Source organism: Nocardia sp. CY15, from assembly GCF_009829295.1.
GTDB lineage: Bacteria > Actinomycetota > Actinomycetes > Mycobacteriales > Mycobacteriaceae > Nocardia > Nocardia sputi.
Genome location: NZ_VUOT01000020.1, coordinates 145,103 through 162,515, shown reverse-complemented (window position 1 = coordinate 162,515; position 17,413 = coordinate 145,103). Strand labels below are relative to the sequence as shown.

The window sequence follows — 17,413 nt, the reverse complement described above, 5'->3', positions numbered from 1 at the left end:
CGGTCAGAACAAGCCCGACGAGCCGCCCTACCAGCCTGGTTGCACACCTATAATCACCACCGGCAACACACCGCCATCGGCCGCCAGACACCCATCAGCCGGTTGACCAACCTCCCTGGGCAGTACACCTAGATCATCTGGTTGTGACGCCGACTCGGTCGCACAGAGCTCGAACGTCGTCTTGCATTCCCGATGGTGGCCGTTTCAGCAACGTGTGCAGCATCTCGCGGGCGTAGCCGTTGTATCGGATGGTCTCGGGCGCCGTGCGTTCGGACTTGTCGAGCATTGCCAGCGCGGCTACGTACTCGTCACGCTGATAATGGGCGCGAGCCACCTCGATGAAGTGGCGGCTGCGGCGAGGTACCGACGCTATCCGAGCTGCATCGAACCCACGGGCCGCGCGTAATCCTTCACCTGCTCGGCGCAGCTCTACCCCGAGTGTGGTGGCGTGCGCTTGCATCACTGGCATCGAGAACGATGTCTGGACATGCCGGTAGGTCGGCCCGAGTCGCTGAGCGATCCGATGGGCAGCTTCCCAGGACGCCCATGCTTCGCCGTAGCGGCCGCGACGGGCCTGGACGTAGGCGATCTCGGCCTGGAGAGCTCCGGCGATTCCGCGCCAGTCATCGGACGCCTCGTCCCGGTCCAGATGCGGCTCCAGTTGTGTGATCGCAGTACGCGCCAATGCGATTCCCTCCCCCCACCGTCCCGAGTCTCGTAGCGCCTGGACCATCGACCATGCGCCGCTCGCGATCAGGTATGGGTCGTCTGCCTCGTAGCCCTCGTTCAGTGCGCGATCGGCGACGAGCCAGACTAGTTCCGGAGCCGGTTGATAGGCCACGAAGAAGTCCGCCAGCTGATACACCCCGGCCAGAACACGGCGGGCGGCCCGGCGATCGCCGCCGGGCGAACGCGCAGCGCTTTGCGCGTCCCTGATCAATCCGGGCAGCAACGAACCGAGCTGCGTCCGGTGGTCGGGACTCGCGTGGCGCACGTGCCATGCCTGTCGGAGCCGCGTAGCGAGGTGCTCGATGCTCACCGATGGGTTCGTCGCAGGAAGGCGATAGTCGGCCAGCGCGGACTGTACATCGGTCAGCGCAGCGTGACGTTCGCCCGCGAAGACCGCAACGGGAACCGCGTGCCCGTCACCCGTCAGCTCGGCCAGATCGTTCAGTTCCAGCGCGCGGGCGATCCGAAGCAGCATCGGAAGGCGCGGAGTCTGTAAGCGGCCGTTCTCCACGGCCTTCAACCATTCGGCGGATCGGCCGACCAAGCCTGCGAGGACCGGTCGTGACATGCCCGCTCGTTCACGGTGCCGACGGATTCGTGTGCCTACCGGGGCATTGTCATCGGAGCTGTACACGGCTGTACCCCTCTCGCCGCTGGTTCGATTGAGACAAGCCTAACCGGATGGTCTCCGCTGTAGCGGGACAAACGATGCCTCTGAGAAGCGCGGGGTACGAACCGTACCCGATCACTTCATCGGACCGGCCTAGCGTGCTGCTCAGCCCGCCGCCAGGTCGATGCAGCGCTATTCGTTCACATCCCCGGCGGCTAGGGCACATCTATGAGTCGAGCAGGGGAGTGATCGTCAATGGGCGGTGAGAGCGGCTGTGCAACAACACAGTTGGGGCCGAACGCGGTCGGATTCATCCGACGCGAGGTTTCCGGACCGGACGTGATACGCGACGAGTTGACAATCCGGGAAATCGCCGCTGCGCGCGGATATTTCGTGGTGGAGGTGGTCGTGTTCGCAACGGCGGTCAGGACTGCGGCTTTGCTGGCGGTCGATCATATCCAGGTGGCTGATGCGGCTGCGGTGATCGTGCCAGGGGTGGTGCACGTCGAGCCGTTCGTCCGGGCGATCACCGAGCTATGCGACCTGATCAGTCCAGAACAGACGTATCCGCGTGGTTATCGGTGGCCGTCGTTGCTGCCCGCGAACCATCCGTACCGGAGGTTGCCGTGACCGGGTTGCAGTTGTTTGCTGCCGCGGTCGGCATAGGTCTGCTCGTGGCGGTGTTTGTCGGCGTGGCTGTGTCGCTGTGGCCTGCCCGGCTACCGGATGGACGCAGTGTGGAGGAGATCAGTCAGCGCGTACGACGGGAGCGCTCTGGCATGGATCGCCGGTACGGCCGACGGGCTTTCAGCATGAGGCACCCGAGCATGTAATGGGCGTCATGGAAGCTCAGATGACGATGCAGCAGCACCGTGCCTGTCGTGTCGGTGAGTGTCCGCGCAAGTCCACCGCGTGGCAGGCGCTGGTCGAGGCGGGGCGTATCCGGCCGGATGCGGGTCGGCGGCGGTGACAGTCGGGCTCACTCTGTTCTGTGGCCGAGTACGGCGAACATGGTTACCGAGAAGTGATAGTCGCCCTTGGCTATGCCGGTTTCCATGGCGGAGACGATGTCGCGGCCTTCCTGTTCGGAGATAGCGCCGTCGGTGCGGGCGTAGGCGATCATCTGGGTGAACAGGGGGCGCGCGGTTTCCGGGTTCCAGATCACCGCCTCCGATCCCATGTCGTCGATGGCGAACCCGGCCGCGCTGAGCAGGCCGCGCAGGTGCCGGCCGGATGCGGGGTTCGGGGTGGTCGCGAGCATCGCCTTGGTCAGGCGGGCGATGACGTCGGGGTCGCCGGGATGGGTGATGACGGTGTGCCAGTCGCTGTCGATGAGTAGCGCGCGGCCGCCCGGTCGCAGAACTCGGGTGATCTCGGCGGTGGCTGCCGCCGGGTCGTCGAGGTGCTGGTAGACCCGCTCGCAACGCACCGCGTCGAAGTAACCGTCCGGGAACGGCAAGTGATAGGCGGTTCCCTCGACGAAGCGGGCCCGAGTGTTCGCGGTCTCTGCGCGTCCACGAGCGATGGCGAGCATCGCCGGATTCGGGTCGACCCCGACCGCGTCGCCGCCGGGGCCGACCCGGTCGGCGAGTTCGATCACCTCGGTGCCTGTTCCGGCGCCGATGTCCAGCGCGCGTTCGCCCGGCCGGACGGCCAGGACCTCATGTCCCCACGCGCGCATGCGCCGGATACCCGGCAGCGCCGCTTGGAGGTCGAGGATGCCGACCAGAGCGGCCATCGGGTCGTCGGTGGACGCGCTCGAAGCGTCCGGGATCGCGTCCACGTGGAACGAGGGGACGGGCGGCGAGGGCTTGCTCGACATGCCCCGACACTAGCCCCGCACCGCTGTCGACGGCAGTGTCCGGTCATCCCCTCGCTGTCGACGCCGGGTACCGCCTTCGCGCCCAGCATGCCGATCCAAGCTCGAATGGCGATGCATCGGTTCCATTCGTCGGCGTGCCGGATTTCATCCGATGTCGTCAGGGTGGAGTGGAGCTAGGCATGAGGGAAGTAGTCGATTCGCCGCGTGAGGTGGTCCCGTTTGTGATGATCTTTGTGGGGTAACACCTGCTCGGCTCGCGGTTTCGACGATCGGTTCGGCGCTGAAGGATTCTTCGGCAGCGTCCACCGGCCCGACTACAGAGGGAGCGTCAGATGGCCGAATCAGGCTCCGCTGATCTCAAGAGGCGGCACCGCGCGATGTGGGCACTGGGCGACTATCCGTCCATCGCCGCCGAAGTCATCCCCGCGCTGGGCCGGCGTCTGGTCGAGGCCTGCCGTATCGGTCCGGGGCAGCGCGTGCTGGACATCGCGGCCGGATCCGGCAACGCGGCGATCCCGGCCGCGGAGGCCGGTGCGGACGTCGTGGCGAGCGACCTCACGCCGGAGCTGTTCGAGGCGGGCCGGCGTATCGCCGCTGCCCGGGGCGTCGAGCTGCGATGGCAGGAAGCCGACGCCGAGGCATTGCCCTACGCCGATGCCGAGTTCGATGCCGTGATCTCCTGCGTCGGCCTGATGTTCGCGCCGTTCCACCAGGCGGCCGCGGACGAATTGGTGCGCGTGGTCAAGCCGGGCGGCACGATCGGGCTGATCAACTGGACACCCAGCGGATTCATCGGCCAGATGTTCGCCACCATGAAACCGTTCGCTCCGCCGCCCCCGCCCGGTGCGCAGCCGCCTCCGCTGTGGGGCGACGAGGCGCACGTGCGGTCCCTGCTGGGCGATCGCGTCGCCGACCTGGAGTTGCGGCGCGAGAACGCGGAAATCGATCGTTTCGCCGACGGGGCCGAGTTCCGCGACTTCTTCAAGTCCTACTACGGCCCGACGGTCGCGGTGTACAAGGCCATCGCCGCGGAACCCGAGCGCATCGCGCGGTTGGACCGGGAACTCGCGGAACTCGCTGCCCGGCACGACCTGGGCAACGGGCGCATGGAGTGGGAGTACCTTTTGGTCACCGCACGCCGCGCGGCCTGACCTGGTCACCCGTCGTCGATCGAACGAGCCGCCTACCGACGCTTCAAACGATTCCTGTGCATTTGAAAGCTGCACGGAACAGTCCAAGCGGTTGGTGCGGGCACCGGTACCAACCCTGAACCGCTTCATCGGTCCAGCACTCGGCTCCGCCAGGAGATTCCGGCCTCCCGTGCGGTCGACCCGGCAGCGGTGCGCGCACCCGCGATGACGCGACGCGACCAGGGGAATGGACTTACGAGCCCATCTTGTCGCAGGCGAATCACGCTCGGCGACTACGGTCGGCGCGGCAGCCAAGGAACTAACTTACGCAGCTGCGCTCGTGGGCACGTTCGGAATATCGAGGTCGGCACAGCGTACAAGCGGATCGACCTTTGTAAGCGGCCTCTTACCGGACGCGTAGCGCCTGCTGCAGCTTGCGGCGGACGGTGTCGTCAGGTTCGCGGGCGGCGGCCTGACGAAGGCTGGGTTCAGCTTCAGGAGGCCAGCGATCGGGGGTCCACTGGGCGAGGATATCGGCGGCAGATGCTCGATTACTGGGGACGGGACTGAGCAGCGCCGCGGCGATCAACGGCCAGCCGACGCCAGGATGGTCCGACAGTTTCGGTATCAGCAGCCACAGGCAGCGGTGCGGTTCGAACCCGCTGCCGAAACCGGTTTCGTGGGCGGGCCCGGTGCCGATCCGGTCGAGCGGCAGGATGTCTGTGGCCAACTCCATGAGGTCTTCGATGACATCATCTTCCGCCTGTTCCAGCACACTCGACCACAGACCCGGCGACAGGGGGTCGGCACGCAGGCGGTCGACGTCGGAGCTGATGGTGGAGATACCGGCTGCTTGGCACGCCGCGGCAGCTTGGAAGTAGTCGGCGCTGGTGGTGGCGGTGAAGAGGGCGGTTCGGGCCGCCTCGATCCAAGCGGGGTGTCGAATCAGATCGGTGCAGCGGCGTGAGAGGTCCGCGCGCCGCTCGGTGGTCCAGTCCGCAGACCACTGTGCGCGGTCTCCGTCCAGTGCGGAGCGGATGCGGGTGACGCCATGCAGCAGACGCACATTCGCGGGTTGTTCGGCAACCCGGGCCAGGAACTGCGTTGCCACAATGAATGCGTCAGGGTAGTCGCGGATATCCCAGGTGACCGGGCCGCCTTCGGTGAACAGGGCGGAGAGGACATCGCTCACCGCGTACAGCAGCTCGGTGTCCTGTTCGGCGACGAGCAGTCGACCGGGCAGGTCACCGTGGATGGCGGGAATGTAGGCCAGATATAGGACGTCGACATCGTTGCGGAAACCGTGCCGCACAATCCAGTCCATGATCTCCGGAGTCGGCCGATGGGCCTTCACCAAGCGCTCCACCAGATGCACGCGGCCCCAGCCGGATACCCGTTGAGCCAACCAGAACATTTCGGCGACCGGATCCGGCCGACTGTACTCCAACGCTCGGATGACGTAGAGGGTGAACTCGTCATGCAGCGCCAGCGTCAGCAATGCCTGGTGATCCGCCTCCTCCACTGTCCGGAACAGCGACAGCAGAACAATGCCCAGCTTGACCAGCCCGCGTTCGGCACCCTGAGTAACCAATGCGGAGCCAAGCGAATAGACGCGGGCGTGGCGGCCGCGGAAGGTGTCCCATTCCAGCAGCACACCGCGGGTCGCCAGCAGTGTCGAAGCCGACCCGTGCGCGCGGGCTGCCTCTACCAGCTCGGTGCTTATCATGGACTGCTCGCCGGCCACGAAGGTCACCAGGGCGCGCAGCAGTTCTTCGAGTCCTTCCGGATGCCCGAGCGGATGATGCTGGACCAGCATCCCGTCCAGCGTGCCGGGACCCCACCGGATATCACCACCGGGACCGACCTGGATACCCCCGCCGCCGACTTCGTCGGGTAACGTTACCGCGCCCGCGCCCAACCTGCCGTCGGGCTCACGATGACCTGCCAGGAAGTCGTGAATGGATACGTGCTCGGTCGACGGTTCCGTCATGGCCAGAATCTATCGCCTTCCCAGAACCGGGATCGAGCCATTGCTGGCCTCGCAGAAGCACAACCCGACTCCTGAGCTGAGCCGCGGCCCGCTGTCGGCGGCCCGGAGCTCCGGGCCGTTCAGCTGTGTTTTCACAGTTAGCGACTGTTACCGGAACCCCTTGTAATCCCTCGATGAGGTCGGACGCCACTGACGGAGGGGGGAGCTGGGCACACGAGCCGCTGTGCGCCGGGGCTGCGGCCGAACCTTCGTGGGTGCCGCCGACGATGAGCTCGCGGAACGACTTCGGCTCGGGCGGCGAAGATCGAACACCAACCGGCCGCCGAGTGAGGGAATGGTCACGAGCCCCGCTCCGGCACCCAGGAAGGTGTCACAATCTGGTGCCACCGTACAGCCCGGTTCTCTGTCATGGCGAGCGGGCATCTCGGGGAATTCTGCGTGTCCACGCCAAGCATCCTTCTACCTACCCCACGTAAATCGCCGTGGGGCAGCCATCGCCGGGCCGTCACAGGGCTCCATCCGTACTTCTTCTGTGGGCGCAGAGGGGATCGAACCCCCGACCGCTGGTGTGTAAAAGCGCGTGATTGCGTCCACCCCGTTCCACTCTCTCCAATCTGTCCAGCTCAGGGACGGTGCGGCGTCCACTGTATGCGGTTCTGTCCGGGCTGCATCTGCCTGTCCTGGCATGTTCTTGGCAAGTTCGGGGGTTTCGAAATACCCCGCTGAGCTGCGCGGACGCTGCGCAGCTCCCGAGTCTGTCCGGGTACGAGTCCGGCGCTGCGAGTGTCGCCGGACTCTCGGTTTCAGAACTCTGGGCGCATGTGGGGTGGGAGCGAAGCGTCGAACTCAACCTTGGGGCGGTTGCGGAGCTGCCGCATAGTGGGTGCTGCCCAGCCTTCTTCGTATGGTTTTGGACCCCAATCGTCCAGCCACCAAGGCAGGATCGGAAGCACATCGTCGGTAGACATGGTGTCAGGCCAGACCGCGAAGTCCATCCCGAACTTGCGGAATGCAAAGATGCAGTCGTTGACGTAGCTCAGTCCCGCAAGAGCATCGCGCGCGTCTTGTTCAGTGATTGTGATCGTCACTCGGTTGTGTCGCGCCCAGCCGTTGCTGACCGACATCTCGTCCAGCGCGCGATATGGCACTCGTAGCAAGGTCACCGACTGGTCCGGCGTCTTACCCTCGATCGACTTGAAGTGCAGCATGTGGCCCAGGTTGTCGCGCATTGCCTTGGCGCGTTTGCACTCATCGGTCCATATGGTGTCGCTCGGCAGCCGGAGATTTATTTTCCTCGCGATTCGGCGCATGTCTCGTGCGAGATTCTCCCCGTCGGGGTGGGGGAAAGGTGGTTCGGTCGGTGGGTCCTCATGCAGGACATAGTGGAAGAATCTGACTTCTTCGATGATGGTCTCCCACGCGCCGCATACTTGCCACAGCAGACGCTCGATCACTGGTGAGGGTACCCACAGGCGTTTTGCCGCTTTCGTATTGGCTTCAATCGTCCTGTAAATTTCATCCGCTTCGGCGGCCAAGTTGCGCTGAGGCGCAGAGTCGTCGGCAGTGCTCACTGTGGCTACGGTAGTTCGTCGGATGCTCGCCAGGCGCACGTTCACGTCCCTGTCCGTAGTTCCAGCGCCGCCCCAATCAGCGCGCGGGCCGCGTCTCCGTGCACGGCGTGGCCGCACAGGCCCGCCCACAGCCGTTCGTACAACTCAAGCTCGCTCGGCGCGGTGATGCTGAGTTCGGCACTGGCGGTCTCGATCAGGACTTGTCGACGGTCGAACAAGTGAAAGCTGCCGGATAGGTAGACGAACGGCGCGCACAGCGGCACCACGGCGAAGGACAGCCGGGGATTGCCGAACGCCGTATCGAGCAGATGACGTAACTGCCCCACCATCACGTCGTTATCGCCGAGCTCGGTGTGTAGCGCCGCCTCATGGATCAGCACGGCTATTCGCGTGCCGCCGGTTCGCAAGATGTCCTGTCGCGTCATGCGCGCGGCTACAGCAGTGTCTAGATCGTCGGGCGTGCCGAGAAACCCGATGCACTGCGCCAGCACCGCGCGGGCGTAGTCCTCGGTCTGGAGCAGGCCGGGAACGATCGTCGGGTTGTAGATGCGGAGCTGCCGCGTCTCGGATTCGATTTCCCGACCGCGTTGTTGGCGGCGGGTGTGCCCGGTCGCGGTGATCCGCCGCCACTCTGCCCATTGGGCGCGGACATTGCGCAGCGCGGCGACGAGATCGGGCAGTGCGAGCGGCGTGTCACAGACGCGGCACCACACCGCCAAGTCGTTCTCGCTCGGCATCTGCTTGCCGTTCTCGATCCGGGAGGTTTTCGACCAGTGCCACTCGGCGGCGGTACTCAGCTGTCTACCATCCAACCCGGCATCTCTGCGCAGCTCTCGGAGCCGTGCCCCGAGAGCCACTTTCGCCCGTGCCGCGCCGTTCATCGGGCGGCATACTCCCCGAACGGAATCGCCACCGACCACACCCGGTCACGGATCGCGACCGCGTGCGCGACGATCACGGGTTCGTCGGTCAGCGCCGCGCCGACCCAGATTCCGCGCGCGTCAAACAGTGAGAACGCGACCGCCTGGTCATCGAACAGCCAGAAATCCTCGGTTGCCGCGTCGGACGGATCGGCATCGCGCCGCGCGAGATAGCGGATGTCTTCACCGGCTGCGGTGTTGTGGCGGCTCAGTGCGAGCAGATACCGCGTGTAGAGCGTGTGCGGCTCGGTGACGATCCGTGCACGGCGCACCGCGACACCGCGCGCCACTGTGGTGGCTACGTGGTTCGTCCAGCCGGCGAACCATTCCCCGCCGGGGTCGGTGGTCTCGTCGGCACGGAACGCGGCCAGCGATTCGGATTCCGACTCGCTGGTGTAGTCATCGTGCGTCTCGAGGTGGAAAGCGGACCGGTGCGCGGTGGCGAACACCGGCCGCAGCTCGCTAGCGCCGTGGAGCAGGCGCATCCGGGCGCACCTCCTTGCCGATCGGCACCAATACGGCGGTCTCGTGACCAGGAATCGCCATGATCTCCAGCGCTTCCGCGTCGGTGACTGGTTCGCCGGACAGCAGGAACGAACCGTGTCCGGTATCGCGCAGCCCCGACACACAGGTGCCCGGTTCGGCGAACCACAACAGCTTGTGCGGAATCTCCACAGTGCCGGGGTCGTCGGTTTTCCAGCCCTGTACCGCGTAGCGCGGTGGCTGGGTCTCGGTGATGTAGAGCCGGGGCGATCCGTCGCCGCCGGATTCCCCGCCGATGAATCGAACTCGCATGTGGAGTCCTTCCCTGGTGTGACATGGAGTGCGTGCCTTGTCGATAGTCACAGCCTGAGAGGCGGATACGCAATCCCTTGCGCACTTCAGCGCACTTTTGTGGAGGACGCGAACAACACACGCCTAGCGTGCTTTTCGGCCCTCGCGCCGGGCGGCCCGATTCCCCGGCGCGGGGAGCTTGCCAACGACTGCGAAGGGCAGGGGACGGTGGATGCGCTCGGATGGATCGACCCGTTGTCGCCGACAACGGAATGGGACGCGGCCCAAGTGCGTCGTTTGGCGCGGCGGCTCGGCTACCGGGTGCGGTGGGCTGATCCCTCCTCGGTGCTCGATCTGGTGGAACAGGTCGAGTCGGCGGGGGTCGAAACCGTGCTCCTGTCGTCGGTCGCGCACGTCACCGCGTGGGACTTGGCACGCCTTCTCCAGTCCGCAGATATCGAATGCGCCGCGCCCCGTGAATCCTTCGCGCGGCACGCGAAAGTGCAGGGGGTCCGCCGATGATCGTCATCGGGTGGGTCGTCGTCATCTGCCTGCCGATTGGTGTACTGGTCTGGGCGGCGTGCTGGCCGAAGCGCTGACCGGCTCCAGATCGCCGAAGCCGCCCGGCGACACCGCCGAACCGGGAAGATAGCGGCCATGTCGCTGCTTGAGATTGTGCTCACCGAATATGCGCCAGAAGACAGGGTGTTCCTTGAACAGTGGTGGGAGAACGCGGATGTTCTGCGCTTCGTACACGAACTGAAGCACCAACTGATAGACCGCGAGCGGGGAGACCTGTCAGGAGAAATGCGCGTTGTCGGGCCGAAGTTGCGATGGATGGCGCGCGACGCCAGCAGCGGAACGGCGGTCGGGTTCGTCTCGGTCGAAATCATCGGCCAGAGCGGGCCGCGCGGAAAGGCTGGGCCGGTGATGCCGCCCTTTCACGGCGGCGTGAACATCGTCGTTGACCCGATGCGGCAGTGCAGCGGCATCGGTGCGGCCACCCTCAAAGCCCTGTTCGACCTCCCCCAGCTTGCGGATGTCGTGAAGCTGAGCGGGACAGTCGACGCCACGAACGCTGCAAGTCTGGGGATGCTACGAAAACTCGGCCTCACGCCGGACGGTCCCGCCGTGAAAGGCATGTATCCGTTCACGGTTCCCGGCCCAGCGGCATCGCAGAGCGGTACTTGACCAGCCACTGTGAGCCGAGCACTGAACCGGCAGAAACCGATATAGCCGAACATCGAGGCATCCGCATCCGCATCTCCATCGCAACGCGTCAGGGTCCTCGACCGTCTGACGGCCCTCTAGCAAGGCGATCTTGTCCACCAGGATCGGCGAAGGCTGCTGGCCTGGCCCGAGCGTGTACCGAAAGAGCGCACGGTGTAGGCGATCACCCGTCGGGTTCAGCAGGAGCGCGGCGACGACGGACCACCTACATCGAGACGGAAATGGTTCCGCTCGGCTACCGTCTGGCGTCTGCGCGGATAGGGAGACTAAATACCGCGTTGATCCGCCTCGAATGCGCCAATCCGCAGAGCCCCTGACCGCAGAGCTAATTCAGTCTTTCGCGTTTACGTGGTCGCCCTCCTGAGCTTGGCAGTTGGGCTGTCCGCTAGCTGACCGACCGACGAGCGCTCCGATTCAGCAACCATCGCCACGCTCCGCGCGTGCTCGGTCACATCCGTGAACCGGCAGGGTGTTCAGCGATTGGTGATCGGCGCAGTTCGGGCAGCGTCGCGTCGTGGGCACAGCGTTTCTTCGGGAGCAGGCAACAGCAGGTGTTGACCGCATCCGGTGACGCGGCATGTTCCCGCATCGATGGTCGAGTCGTTGACCGTGCTTCGGTCGTTCGAGTCGTGCGCACTGGACGCGGCATCCGATCAGTTCGGCGCGGGGGCGGACACCAGCGCGAGCCCGGACACCTTCGCGGTGTCACCTCCCGAAGCGTTTGAGCTGCGGTTCTGCGTCGTCTCGGACACCCGGACACGACGGACCATCGGGAAGGTCAGCCTTGTTCAACTGGGATGTGTCCGAAGTGTCCGAGTGTCCGAACTCGAAGACTTTCACCTGTTCAGGGTCGTGTGACGGAGTAGATGGCGAGCGCGCGGGAGTGTCCGGGTGTCCGTCGTGGTTGTCCGCCGCCGCTGCGGCTGGCACGTAGATCCCCGATTTCGTCCGGTCGATCACGCCACGCTTGCGCAGTCGCCGCAGGTATCGCCCGGCGATGTCCGGCGTCGTCCGTAGGTGGTCGGCCAAGTCAGCGGCGCGGGTCTCGTCGCGTCCCTGTACGAATGCCAGTGCGTCCGTAGAGCGATCACTAAGCCTGTCGGTCTGGCGACGGTTGGTCGCGGTGGCGGCGGAATCGCGTAGGTCTTTGCCATCCAGCGACCAGCAGCCAGCGGAGAAGACCATCGCATACTCGGCCTCAAGGACATCGCGCCCGGTCACCGACAACACGGCCTGATCGCTGGTGCGGGCGCGGTTGAGCACAAGCACGAAATCGGCCGAGCCCGCGATGCCCTGAGTGCCGCTGACCGCATCCACGAAATCCGCGGACTCGGCCTTACGGGTGTGATGGACCACCAGCAGCGACGAACCGGGCACGCTGTCGACCAACCGTTTGAGTTTGCCGCCCAACTGGTAGTCCGTGCCGTAGGCGTCTTCTCCGCGTGCTTTCGGTGGACGGACCTTGCCGAGGGTGTCCAGTATGACCAGCGGCGCGGCTGAACCATGCGGTCGAGTCAGGAACTCCGCGATCATGTCGGGCACCTGTTTGGGGGTGGCCTCGATGATCAATTCTATGGGCGGTATCGGCTGACCATCGCCCATCAGCGTGCGAAACCGTGACTGCAACCGGCGGTGACCGTCTTCGAGCGCCATATACAGCACCGGCCGCTGTCGCACCGGAATGCGGCTCAGTGCCATCCCACCGGCGGCGCAGGCCAACCCGATACCGGCGACCAACCACGACTTGCCCGCTTTCGGCGGGGCGACCAGTAGCCCGAACCCTTCCGGGACGATGCCCGGTACGGACCACGCCAACGGCGCGAACTGTTGTGCGTCGAGCCATCGGCCGTCCCGCATCCCGGCCAGTAGCGTTTCTTGTTCACCGCTCACAGGACCGCTCACGCCGCGAACCCACCCGCGCGCCACAAGCGCTCGGCCAACGCACGCGGCTCTCCACCCTGTTGCCACAACAACCGCGCGATCTCAACAGGAATGACTGGTGTAACTCCCTCAATCGCAACGTGTTTGACTGCCGACTGCCACGCCTGCAACTCCGAGAAGCCTGGCAAGGGCACTCGATCGCGCACGGGCCACGGGTCACCCCCCGCCAAACGTCGGGCCGCTCCGGCTCGCCGACGCCAGCATGCGTCGACTGTGTATTCCGCGCTATCCTGCCGATGGTCGGTGCGACCTGACGCGGCCCCGGTGATCGCCTCGCCGGGTGCCGCTCCTTTCCTCATCAATTCGTGCACACTCCGTTCAGATGATCGACTTCTGTTCGCCGGTCGTCGGGGTTCATGTGTTCGAGGGTTCTGCGGGAGCGTGCTCGAGGCGCAGTTGCTGACGAACCCATGCAGAGGGAACGCGCAGCCGATTGCGGACCCGGATCACTGGCAGCTCACCGGAATTCGCCGCCGCGTACATCGTCGATCTGCCGACGCCGAGGGCTTGCGCGGTCTCGTCTATCGAGACGGTCGGTTGGCTGAGCAGCCGCTCCAGGATGTTCGTGTCGTGCGTTGTCATACTTGCGATGCTGTCTGGTGTTGCCAGATTTTTCCATCCTCTCTACCGTTGGGAAAATGGAGGGAAACAAACCCATCAGAAAACAGCTCGAGTGGATACCGCCAGGGTTCGAACGCGGGCAGATACGCTCGATCAGCGGCATGGCACCGGTTGTTGTCGAGGAACTGATCGACAACCCGGACGGCCCCGAACCGTTGACAGTCCTGCGACGGCTGCCCGGAGTGCATGCGTACGTCACCCTGTACGGCTGGCCGTTCGAATTCGAGGTTCGCGTGGTCGAGGTGCCTGGCGGCAAACCTCAAGTGGTTGACCTGCGCCTGCACTCCCCGGCCGGTGGTGATGTAGCGATCACGAATTCCGATCTGAAATCCGTTCCGCTGGCTCGAATTGCTGCCGCCATCGGTCTCGAAGGCAACCTGTTCGATACGAGGCGATTCGGAGAACCCGAAAAGCACATCGCCGCCGCGCCCGAACCGCGTTCCGGACGGGGGCGCCCCCGGAAACTAACCGACGACTTCCTCCGCCGAGTAGTCGAGTTCGCCCATGAGGCCCACCGCAACGGCCAGCCGATCAATGCCTACGTCGCTGCCTCCGTCGAGCCCGAACCCACCAAACAGCCGAGACCCGAAACCGTCCGGTGGTGGCTCTCTCAGGCAAGAGAAAGAGAACTGCTCAAACCTGGCGAACTCGCTAGAAATCCGAAAGCGCAACGCACACAGAAAGATACGCAGCAGTGACCGAGACATCCACTCGCACCCGCCGCGCCGAACCGATCAATACCCACACCGCCGAGAACGGCAAGACCACCTATTGGTTTCAGGTCGATGTCGGGGTGAGACCGGACGGCAAGCGTGATCGCCGCCGATTCACCTACTCGACCAAGGCCGAAGCGCGCCGCGAGTACCGCCGCATCTCCACCGAGGTCGCCGAAGGCCGATACGTCGCCGCGACCAAGACCACGGTGGGGGAGTTCTTGAGCCAGTGGCTCGACGGACGGCGCGATGTGCGCCGGGTGACTGTGCAGGGCTACCGCGACGCCTTGAAGCCCGTCATCACCCGGCTCGGAACGCTGCCACTCCAGAAACTCACCAAGGGTCACCTTGACGAACTGGTGACGTGGAGGCTTACCGAAGGGCGCGGCGGGAAGGCGCCGACCAGTGACATGCGGACTACCGTGTTGGCGTTCGTCGCCGAGCATCCCGAAGGCGTCCGCTACGCCGATGTCACCGAGAAGTTCGGAGACAAGGGCGGTCGCTACCTCGATCGGCTGCGCGAGTCCGGGCAGATCGTTCGGCCCCGGCGTGGGGTCTACGCCATCGGCCCGGACACCGTCCCGCCTGCCGAGCCGCGCGGGGTCGCCGCACGCACCGTAGTAGCGATGTTGACAGTCTTGTCGAGTGCCCTCGATGACGCGGTGAGCGAAGGGCTCGCGACCCGCAACGTGGCCCGGTTGGTGAAGCGCCCTGACATCGAGAACATGGAGATGTCGGTGTGGACGCGGGAACAGTCGGCAGCGTTCCGTGCCCATGTACGGGAGCACCGCCTCTACGCCCTGTTCCTGCTGTCCCTGTGCGGGCTGCGCCGATCCGAGGTGATGGGGTTGCGGTGGTCACGGATCGAGGGCAGCACGTTGCACATCCGCCGGGGCCGCGTCGCGGTTGGTGCCGATGTCCTCGAGGATGATCCGAAGTCCTACCGCAGTCGTCGCAGCCTGCCCCTGCCTGCCGATGTGGTGACGGCGCTGCGCTCGCTCAAGATCACCCAGAAGGCCGAAGCGTTGGCCCTTGGGGAGTCATGGACCGACGAACGTCTGATCGCTGTGTACGAGGATGCCGAGCCGATTCGGCCGGAGTGGTTCACTGACGAATTCCAGCGCCAGGCGAAGGCGGCGGGGGTGCCCGTGATTCGGCTGCACGACGCGCGGCACACCGCCGCGACGATCCTCCTGGATTCCGGCGCGACGCCGAGCGCGGCGGCGAAGTGGCTCGGCCATGATCCGGCGGTGCTGTTGAAGGTCTACGGCCACGTCTATCCCGAAGCGCTCGAGGCGGCGGGGGCGGCGCTGTTCGGCGACGAAAACACGGCAACCGGAACCTAGTTCGCCGGTCCGTTGGCACGTTCTTGGCAAGTTCGCCAGAGCGTCCGACGTAGGGGGAGTGGAACGGGGGAAGCGAAACAGCGTCTGAACTGCTGTTTCGAGAGTGGGCGCAGAGGGGATCGAACCCCCGACCGCTGGTGTGTAAAACCAGTGCTCTACCGCTGAGCTATACGCCCGTGGCCGTTACCGGCGGCTTATGAATCTAGCGCGGCGAGCGCTTTCTCCCAAGCCGCCTGGTCACGGGGCTCGCCGGGGCCGTTCATCTCGGCGAAGCGGATGTAGCCCTCGCGGTCGACGACGAACGTGCCGCGGTTGGGGTAGCCCGACTTCTCGTTGAAGACCCCGTAGGCCTGCGCCACCGCGCCGTGCGGCCAGAAATCCGACAGCAGTGGGAAGGTGTAGCCCTGCTCGGCCGCCCAGATCTTGTGCGTGGGCGGCGGGCCGACCGAGATCGCGAGGATCTCCGCGTCGTCGTTCTGGAACTTGGGCAGCTCGTCGCGGACCTTGCACAGCTCGCCCTGGCAGATGCCGGTGAAGGCGAGCGGATAGAACACGATGAGGACGTTCTTCTTGCCCCGGAAGTCCGACAGGGTCACTTCCTGGTTGTTCTGGTCCTTCAGCGTGAAATCCGGCGCGACAGTGCCGACCTCGAGCGGCATAGCGAATCCTCCATCGTGTCGGGTTTCCACCGGGCGGCCCTGCGGGACCAACCCTGGTGGAAACCATAGCGCGGTGGTTCAGCGCTGTTTCGAGGGCGCCTTGGGCTGAACCAGCCTGCTACCCGTCCACGAGCCGAGACTGATCGCCGAGGTCTGAGTCAGACCGGCGGTCGGTGCGGATTCTGCGATTTCGCTCGGCTCGACATGGCCGGGCTGTCCGGTCTTGGGGGTGAGCACCCAGACGAAACCGTCGTCGGCCAGTGGGCCGATCGCGTCCATCAGTGCGTCCACCAGGTCACCGTCGCCGTCGCGCCACCACAGCAGCACGACGTCGATCACCTCGTCGGAGTCCTCGTCTACGAGTTCGCCGCCGACCGCGTCTTCGACGTCGGCCCTCAGTTCGTCGTCGACGTCCTCGTCCCAGCCCAATTCCTGGACAACCAAGCCGTGTGTAATGCCAAGCTTCTGAGCGTAGTTCTGCGCGTCCGCCGCGGCGACCACGGTGGTGTCCTCCTCAACTCCCGACAGTAGGTAGTTGCAAGCGAACATGGTTATGGGCTTCAGCGCAAGCCGATCCGGCGAAATAGCTACGGAATGTCGCGTCGCGATGGTGTGTCAAGGGCTTTCTCAGCGTTTCGGACACGAGTCGCGCACGACGTTGCGAGCGTCGTTGACCCGCCTGCTGGCGTCGTTGAGCGCCGCGACCGGAGCGGTGTAGGTCATCGGGCGGGTCTCGGCGGCCAGCGCGCGGGCGGCGTTCACGTACTCGGTGAACTTCGCGGCAAGATCCGGAGGAAGCGCGTCCCTGGCGGAGTTCACGCCGCTTTCCACCTTGTTCGCGGCGTCCTCGAGGGTCTGCACCGCCGAGTCGCGCTTGGCGACGTAGTCGGGCGCGTTCGCATCGTGCGCGTCGACGAATTCGTTGTACTTGCTCACGCCCGCTCCGGTGGTGGAGGGGAACTGGCCACAATTGTCGGCGATGGCCTTGGCCTGCGCCGCGGCACGCCGCGAGGAGGTCGCCGCCGCAGACGAGGACGCCGCCTCGGTCTTGTACGCCGCCAGGTCGCTGGTGTTCGGACCCGCCACGCCCTCCACCCGGTTGGCGCATCCCGCGACGACCAATCCGATGGCGACGGCGCCGCTGGCGCATACCATTCCGAACCCGCGTGGGTTCAGCAGCTTCATCGCTCTCCCGCTCCTCAGGGCTGCCACGCTCGTCATCCTCACCTTGCCTGTCGAACGGTACTGGATTTACGGCTGACATGATGATTTGGGACGCGTCATCGGCAAGGATGGATGATGCGCCCGAACCTTTCGTAAACGGGCGGTCCGCCAACCGGCGAACCCGCCCGGGGAT

19 protein-coding genes and 1 tRNA gene are annotated in these 17,413 nt (G+C 65.3%); 7 read left to right on the top strand and 13 right to left on the bottom strand.

Annotated elements, in window-relative coordinates:
* A partial coding sequence (locus GVY39_RS21615; protein ID WP_159927372.1) for an integrase core domain-containing protein occupies nucleotides 1-132 on the top strand: 132 nt, incomplete at its 5' end.
* Nucleotide 133: 1 nt separating this feature from the next.
* Here the strand turns inward: GVY39_RS21615 and GVY39_RS21610 are convergent.
* The gene (locus GVY39_RS21610) at nucleotides 134-1,363 is read right to left on the bottom strand and encodes a helix-turn-helix transcriptional regulator (RefSeq protein WP_255466240.1); all 1,230 of its coding nucleotides are present in this window, start codon (nucleotides 1,361-1,363) and stop codon (nucleotides 134-136) included.
* A gap of 231 nt (nucleotides 1,364-1,594) precedes the next feature.
* On the opposite strand from GVY39_RS21610, the gene GVY39_RS21605 reads away from it, so the two are divergent.
* Nucleotides 1,595-1,969, top strand: a complete 375-nt coding sequence (locus GVY39_RS21605) for a hypothetical protein (RefSeq protein ID WP_159927368.1) — start codon at nucleotides 1,595-1,597, stop codon at nucleotides 1,967-1,969.
* A gap of 349 nt (nucleotides 1,970-2,318) precedes the next feature.
* On the opposite strand, the gene GVY39_RS21600 is transcribed toward GVY39_RS21605, so the two are convergent.
* Nucleotides 2,319-3,161 (bottom strand): methyltransferase domain-containing protein, encoded by an 843-nt coding sequence (locus GVY39_RS21600; protein ID WP_236565584.1) that lies wholly within the window; start codon nucleotides 3,159-3,161, stop codon nucleotides 2,319-2,321.
* A gap of 332 nt (nucleotides 3,162-3,493) precedes the next feature.
* Here GVY39_RS21600 and GVY39_RS21595 point away from each other — a divergent pair, with 332 nt between their 5' ends.
* On the top strand, nucleotides 3,494-4,312 hold the full coding sequence (locus GVY39_RS21595) for a class I SAM-dependent methyltransferase (protein WP_159927366.1): 819 nt from the start codon (nucleotides 3,494-3,496) through the stop codon (nucleotides 4,310-4,312).
* A 385-nt stretch (nucleotides 4,313-4,697) separates the two neighbouring features.
* Here GVY39_RS21595 and GVY39_RS21590 read toward each other — a convergent pair whose 3' ends face one another.
* The 5 genes from GVY39_RS21590 to GVY39_RS21570 all read right to left on the bottom strand — a co-directional run bounded on the left by GVY39_RS21590 (nucleotide 4,698) and on the right by GVY39_RS21570 (nucleotide 9,567).
* Nucleotides 4,698-6,281 (bottom strand): hypothetical protein, encoded by a 1,584-nt coding sequence (locus GVY39_RS21590; RefSeq protein WP_159927364.1) that lies wholly within the window; start codon nucleotides 6,279-6,281, stop codon nucleotides 4,698-4,700.
* Nucleotides 6,282-7,084: 803 nt separating this feature from the next.
* On the bottom strand, nucleotides 7,085-7,852 hold the full coding sequence (locus GVY39_RS21585) for a hypothetical protein (protein ID WP_159927362.1): 768 nt from the start codon (nucleotides 7,850-7,852) through the stop codon (nucleotides 7,085-7,087).
* A 41-nt stretch (nucleotides 7,853-7,893) separates the two neighbouring features.
* Complete coding sequence (locus GVY39_RS21580) at nucleotides 7,894-8,733, bottom strand: helix-turn-helix transcriptional regulator (protein WP_159927360.1); 840 nt, start codon at nucleotides 8,731-8,733, stop codon at nucleotides 7,894-7,896.
* The gene (locus GVY39_RS21575; protein WP_159927358.1) at nucleotides 8,730-9,257 is read right to left on the bottom strand and encodes a DUF6879 family protein; all 528 of its coding nucleotides are present in this window, start codon (nucleotides 9,255-9,257) and stop codon (nucleotides 8,730-8,732) included. Before GVY39_RS21575 ends, GVY39_RS21580 begins: the two co-directional genes overlap by 4 nt.
* Nucleotides 9,235-9,567 carry a hypothetical protein gene (locus GVY39_RS21570; RefSeq protein WP_159927356.1) on the bottom strand — a complete coding sequence of 111 codons (333 nt, stop codon included), beginning with the start codon at nucleotides 9,565-9,567 and terminating at the stop codon, nucleotides 9,235-9,237. Before GVY39_RS21570 ends, GVY39_RS21575 begins: the two co-directional genes overlap by 23 nt.
* Nucleotides 9,568-9,666: 99 nt before the next feature.
* On the opposite strand from GVY39_RS21570, the gene GVY39_RS21565 reads away from it, so the two are divergent.
* A complete protein-coding gene (locus GVY39_RS21565; RefSeq protein ID WP_236565583.1) occupies nucleotides 9,667-10,068 on the top strand; it encodes a hypothetical protein in 402 nt (133 codons plus the stop codon).
* Nucleotides 10,069-10,203: 135 nt separating this feature from the next.
* On the top strand, nucleotides 10,204-10,737 hold the full coding sequence (locus GVY39_RS21560; protein ID WP_159927354.1) for a GNAT family N-acetyltransferase: 534 nt from the start codon (nucleotides 10,204-10,206) through the stop codon (nucleotides 10,735-10,737).
* Between the two features lie 744 nt (nucleotides 10,738-11,481).
* Here GVY39_RS21560 and GVY39_RS21555 read toward each other — a convergent pair.
* Both GVY39_RS21555 and GVY39_RS21550 read right to left on the bottom strand, forming a co-directional pair.
* The gene (locus tag GVY39_RS21555; RefSeq protein ID WP_236565582.1) at nucleotides 11,482-12,678 is read right to left on the bottom strand and encodes an AAA family ATPase; all 1,197 of its coding nucleotides are present in this window, start codon (nucleotides 12,676-12,678) and stop codon (nucleotides 11,482-11,484) included.
* A gap of 393 nt (nucleotides 12,679-13,071) precedes the next feature.
* On the bottom strand, nucleotides 13,072-13,299 hold the full coding sequence (locus GVY39_RS21550; RefSeq protein WP_159927352.1) for a helix-turn-helix domain-containing protein: 228 nt from the start codon (nucleotides 13,297-13,299) through the stop codon (nucleotides 13,072-13,074).
* A 56-nt stretch (nucleotides 13,300-13,355) separates the two neighbouring features.
* On the opposite strand from GVY39_RS21550, the gene GVY39_RS21545 reads away from it, so the two are divergent.
* Nucleotides 13,356-14,036 carry a hypothetical protein gene (locus tag GVY39_RS21545; RefSeq protein ID WP_159927350.1) on the top strand — a complete coding sequence of 227 codons (681 nt, stop codon included), beginning with the start codon at nucleotides 13,356-13,358 and terminating at the stop codon, nucleotides 14,034-14,036.
* Nucleotides 14,033-15,397: a tyrosine-type recombinase/integrase gene (locus GVY39_RS21540; protein WP_159927348.1), complete on the top strand. Its 1,365-nt coding sequence runs from the start codon at nucleotides 14,033-14,035 to the stop codon at nucleotides 15,395-15,397. Before GVY39_RS21545 ends, GVY39_RS21540 begins: the two co-directional genes overlap by 4 nt.
* Nucleotides 15,398-15,501: 104 nt before the next feature.
* Here the strand turns inward: GVY39_RS21540 and GVY39_RS21535 are convergent.
* The 4 genes from GVY39_RS21535 to GVY39_RS21520 form a co-directional block, all read right to left on the bottom strand.
* A tRNA-Val gene (locus tag GVY39_RS21535) sits at nucleotides 15,502-15,573 on the bottom strand.
* A gap of 18 nt (nucleotides 15,574-15,591) precedes the next feature.
* Nucleotides 15,592-16,056 (bottom strand): peroxiredoxin, encoded by a 465-nt coding sequence (locus GVY39_RS21530; RefSeq protein ID WP_159927346.1) that lies wholly within the window; start codon nucleotides 16,054-16,056, stop codon nucleotides 15,592-15,594.
* Between the two features lie 78 nt (nucleotides 16,057-16,134).
* On the bottom strand, nucleotides 16,135-16,557 hold the full coding sequence (locus tag GVY39_RS21525) for a DUF3052 domain-containing protein (protein WP_043688988.1): 423 nt from the start codon (nucleotides 16,555-16,557) through the stop codon (nucleotides 16,135-16,137).
* A gap of 126 nt (nucleotides 16,558-16,683) precedes the next feature.
* Nucleotides 16,684-17,241 (bottom strand): hypothetical protein, encoded by a 558-nt coding sequence (locus GVY39_RS21520; protein ID WP_159927344.1) that lies wholly within the window; start codon nucleotides 17,239-17,241, stop codon nucleotides 16,684-16,686.
* Nucleotides 17,242-17,413 lie beyond the last annotated feature (172 nt).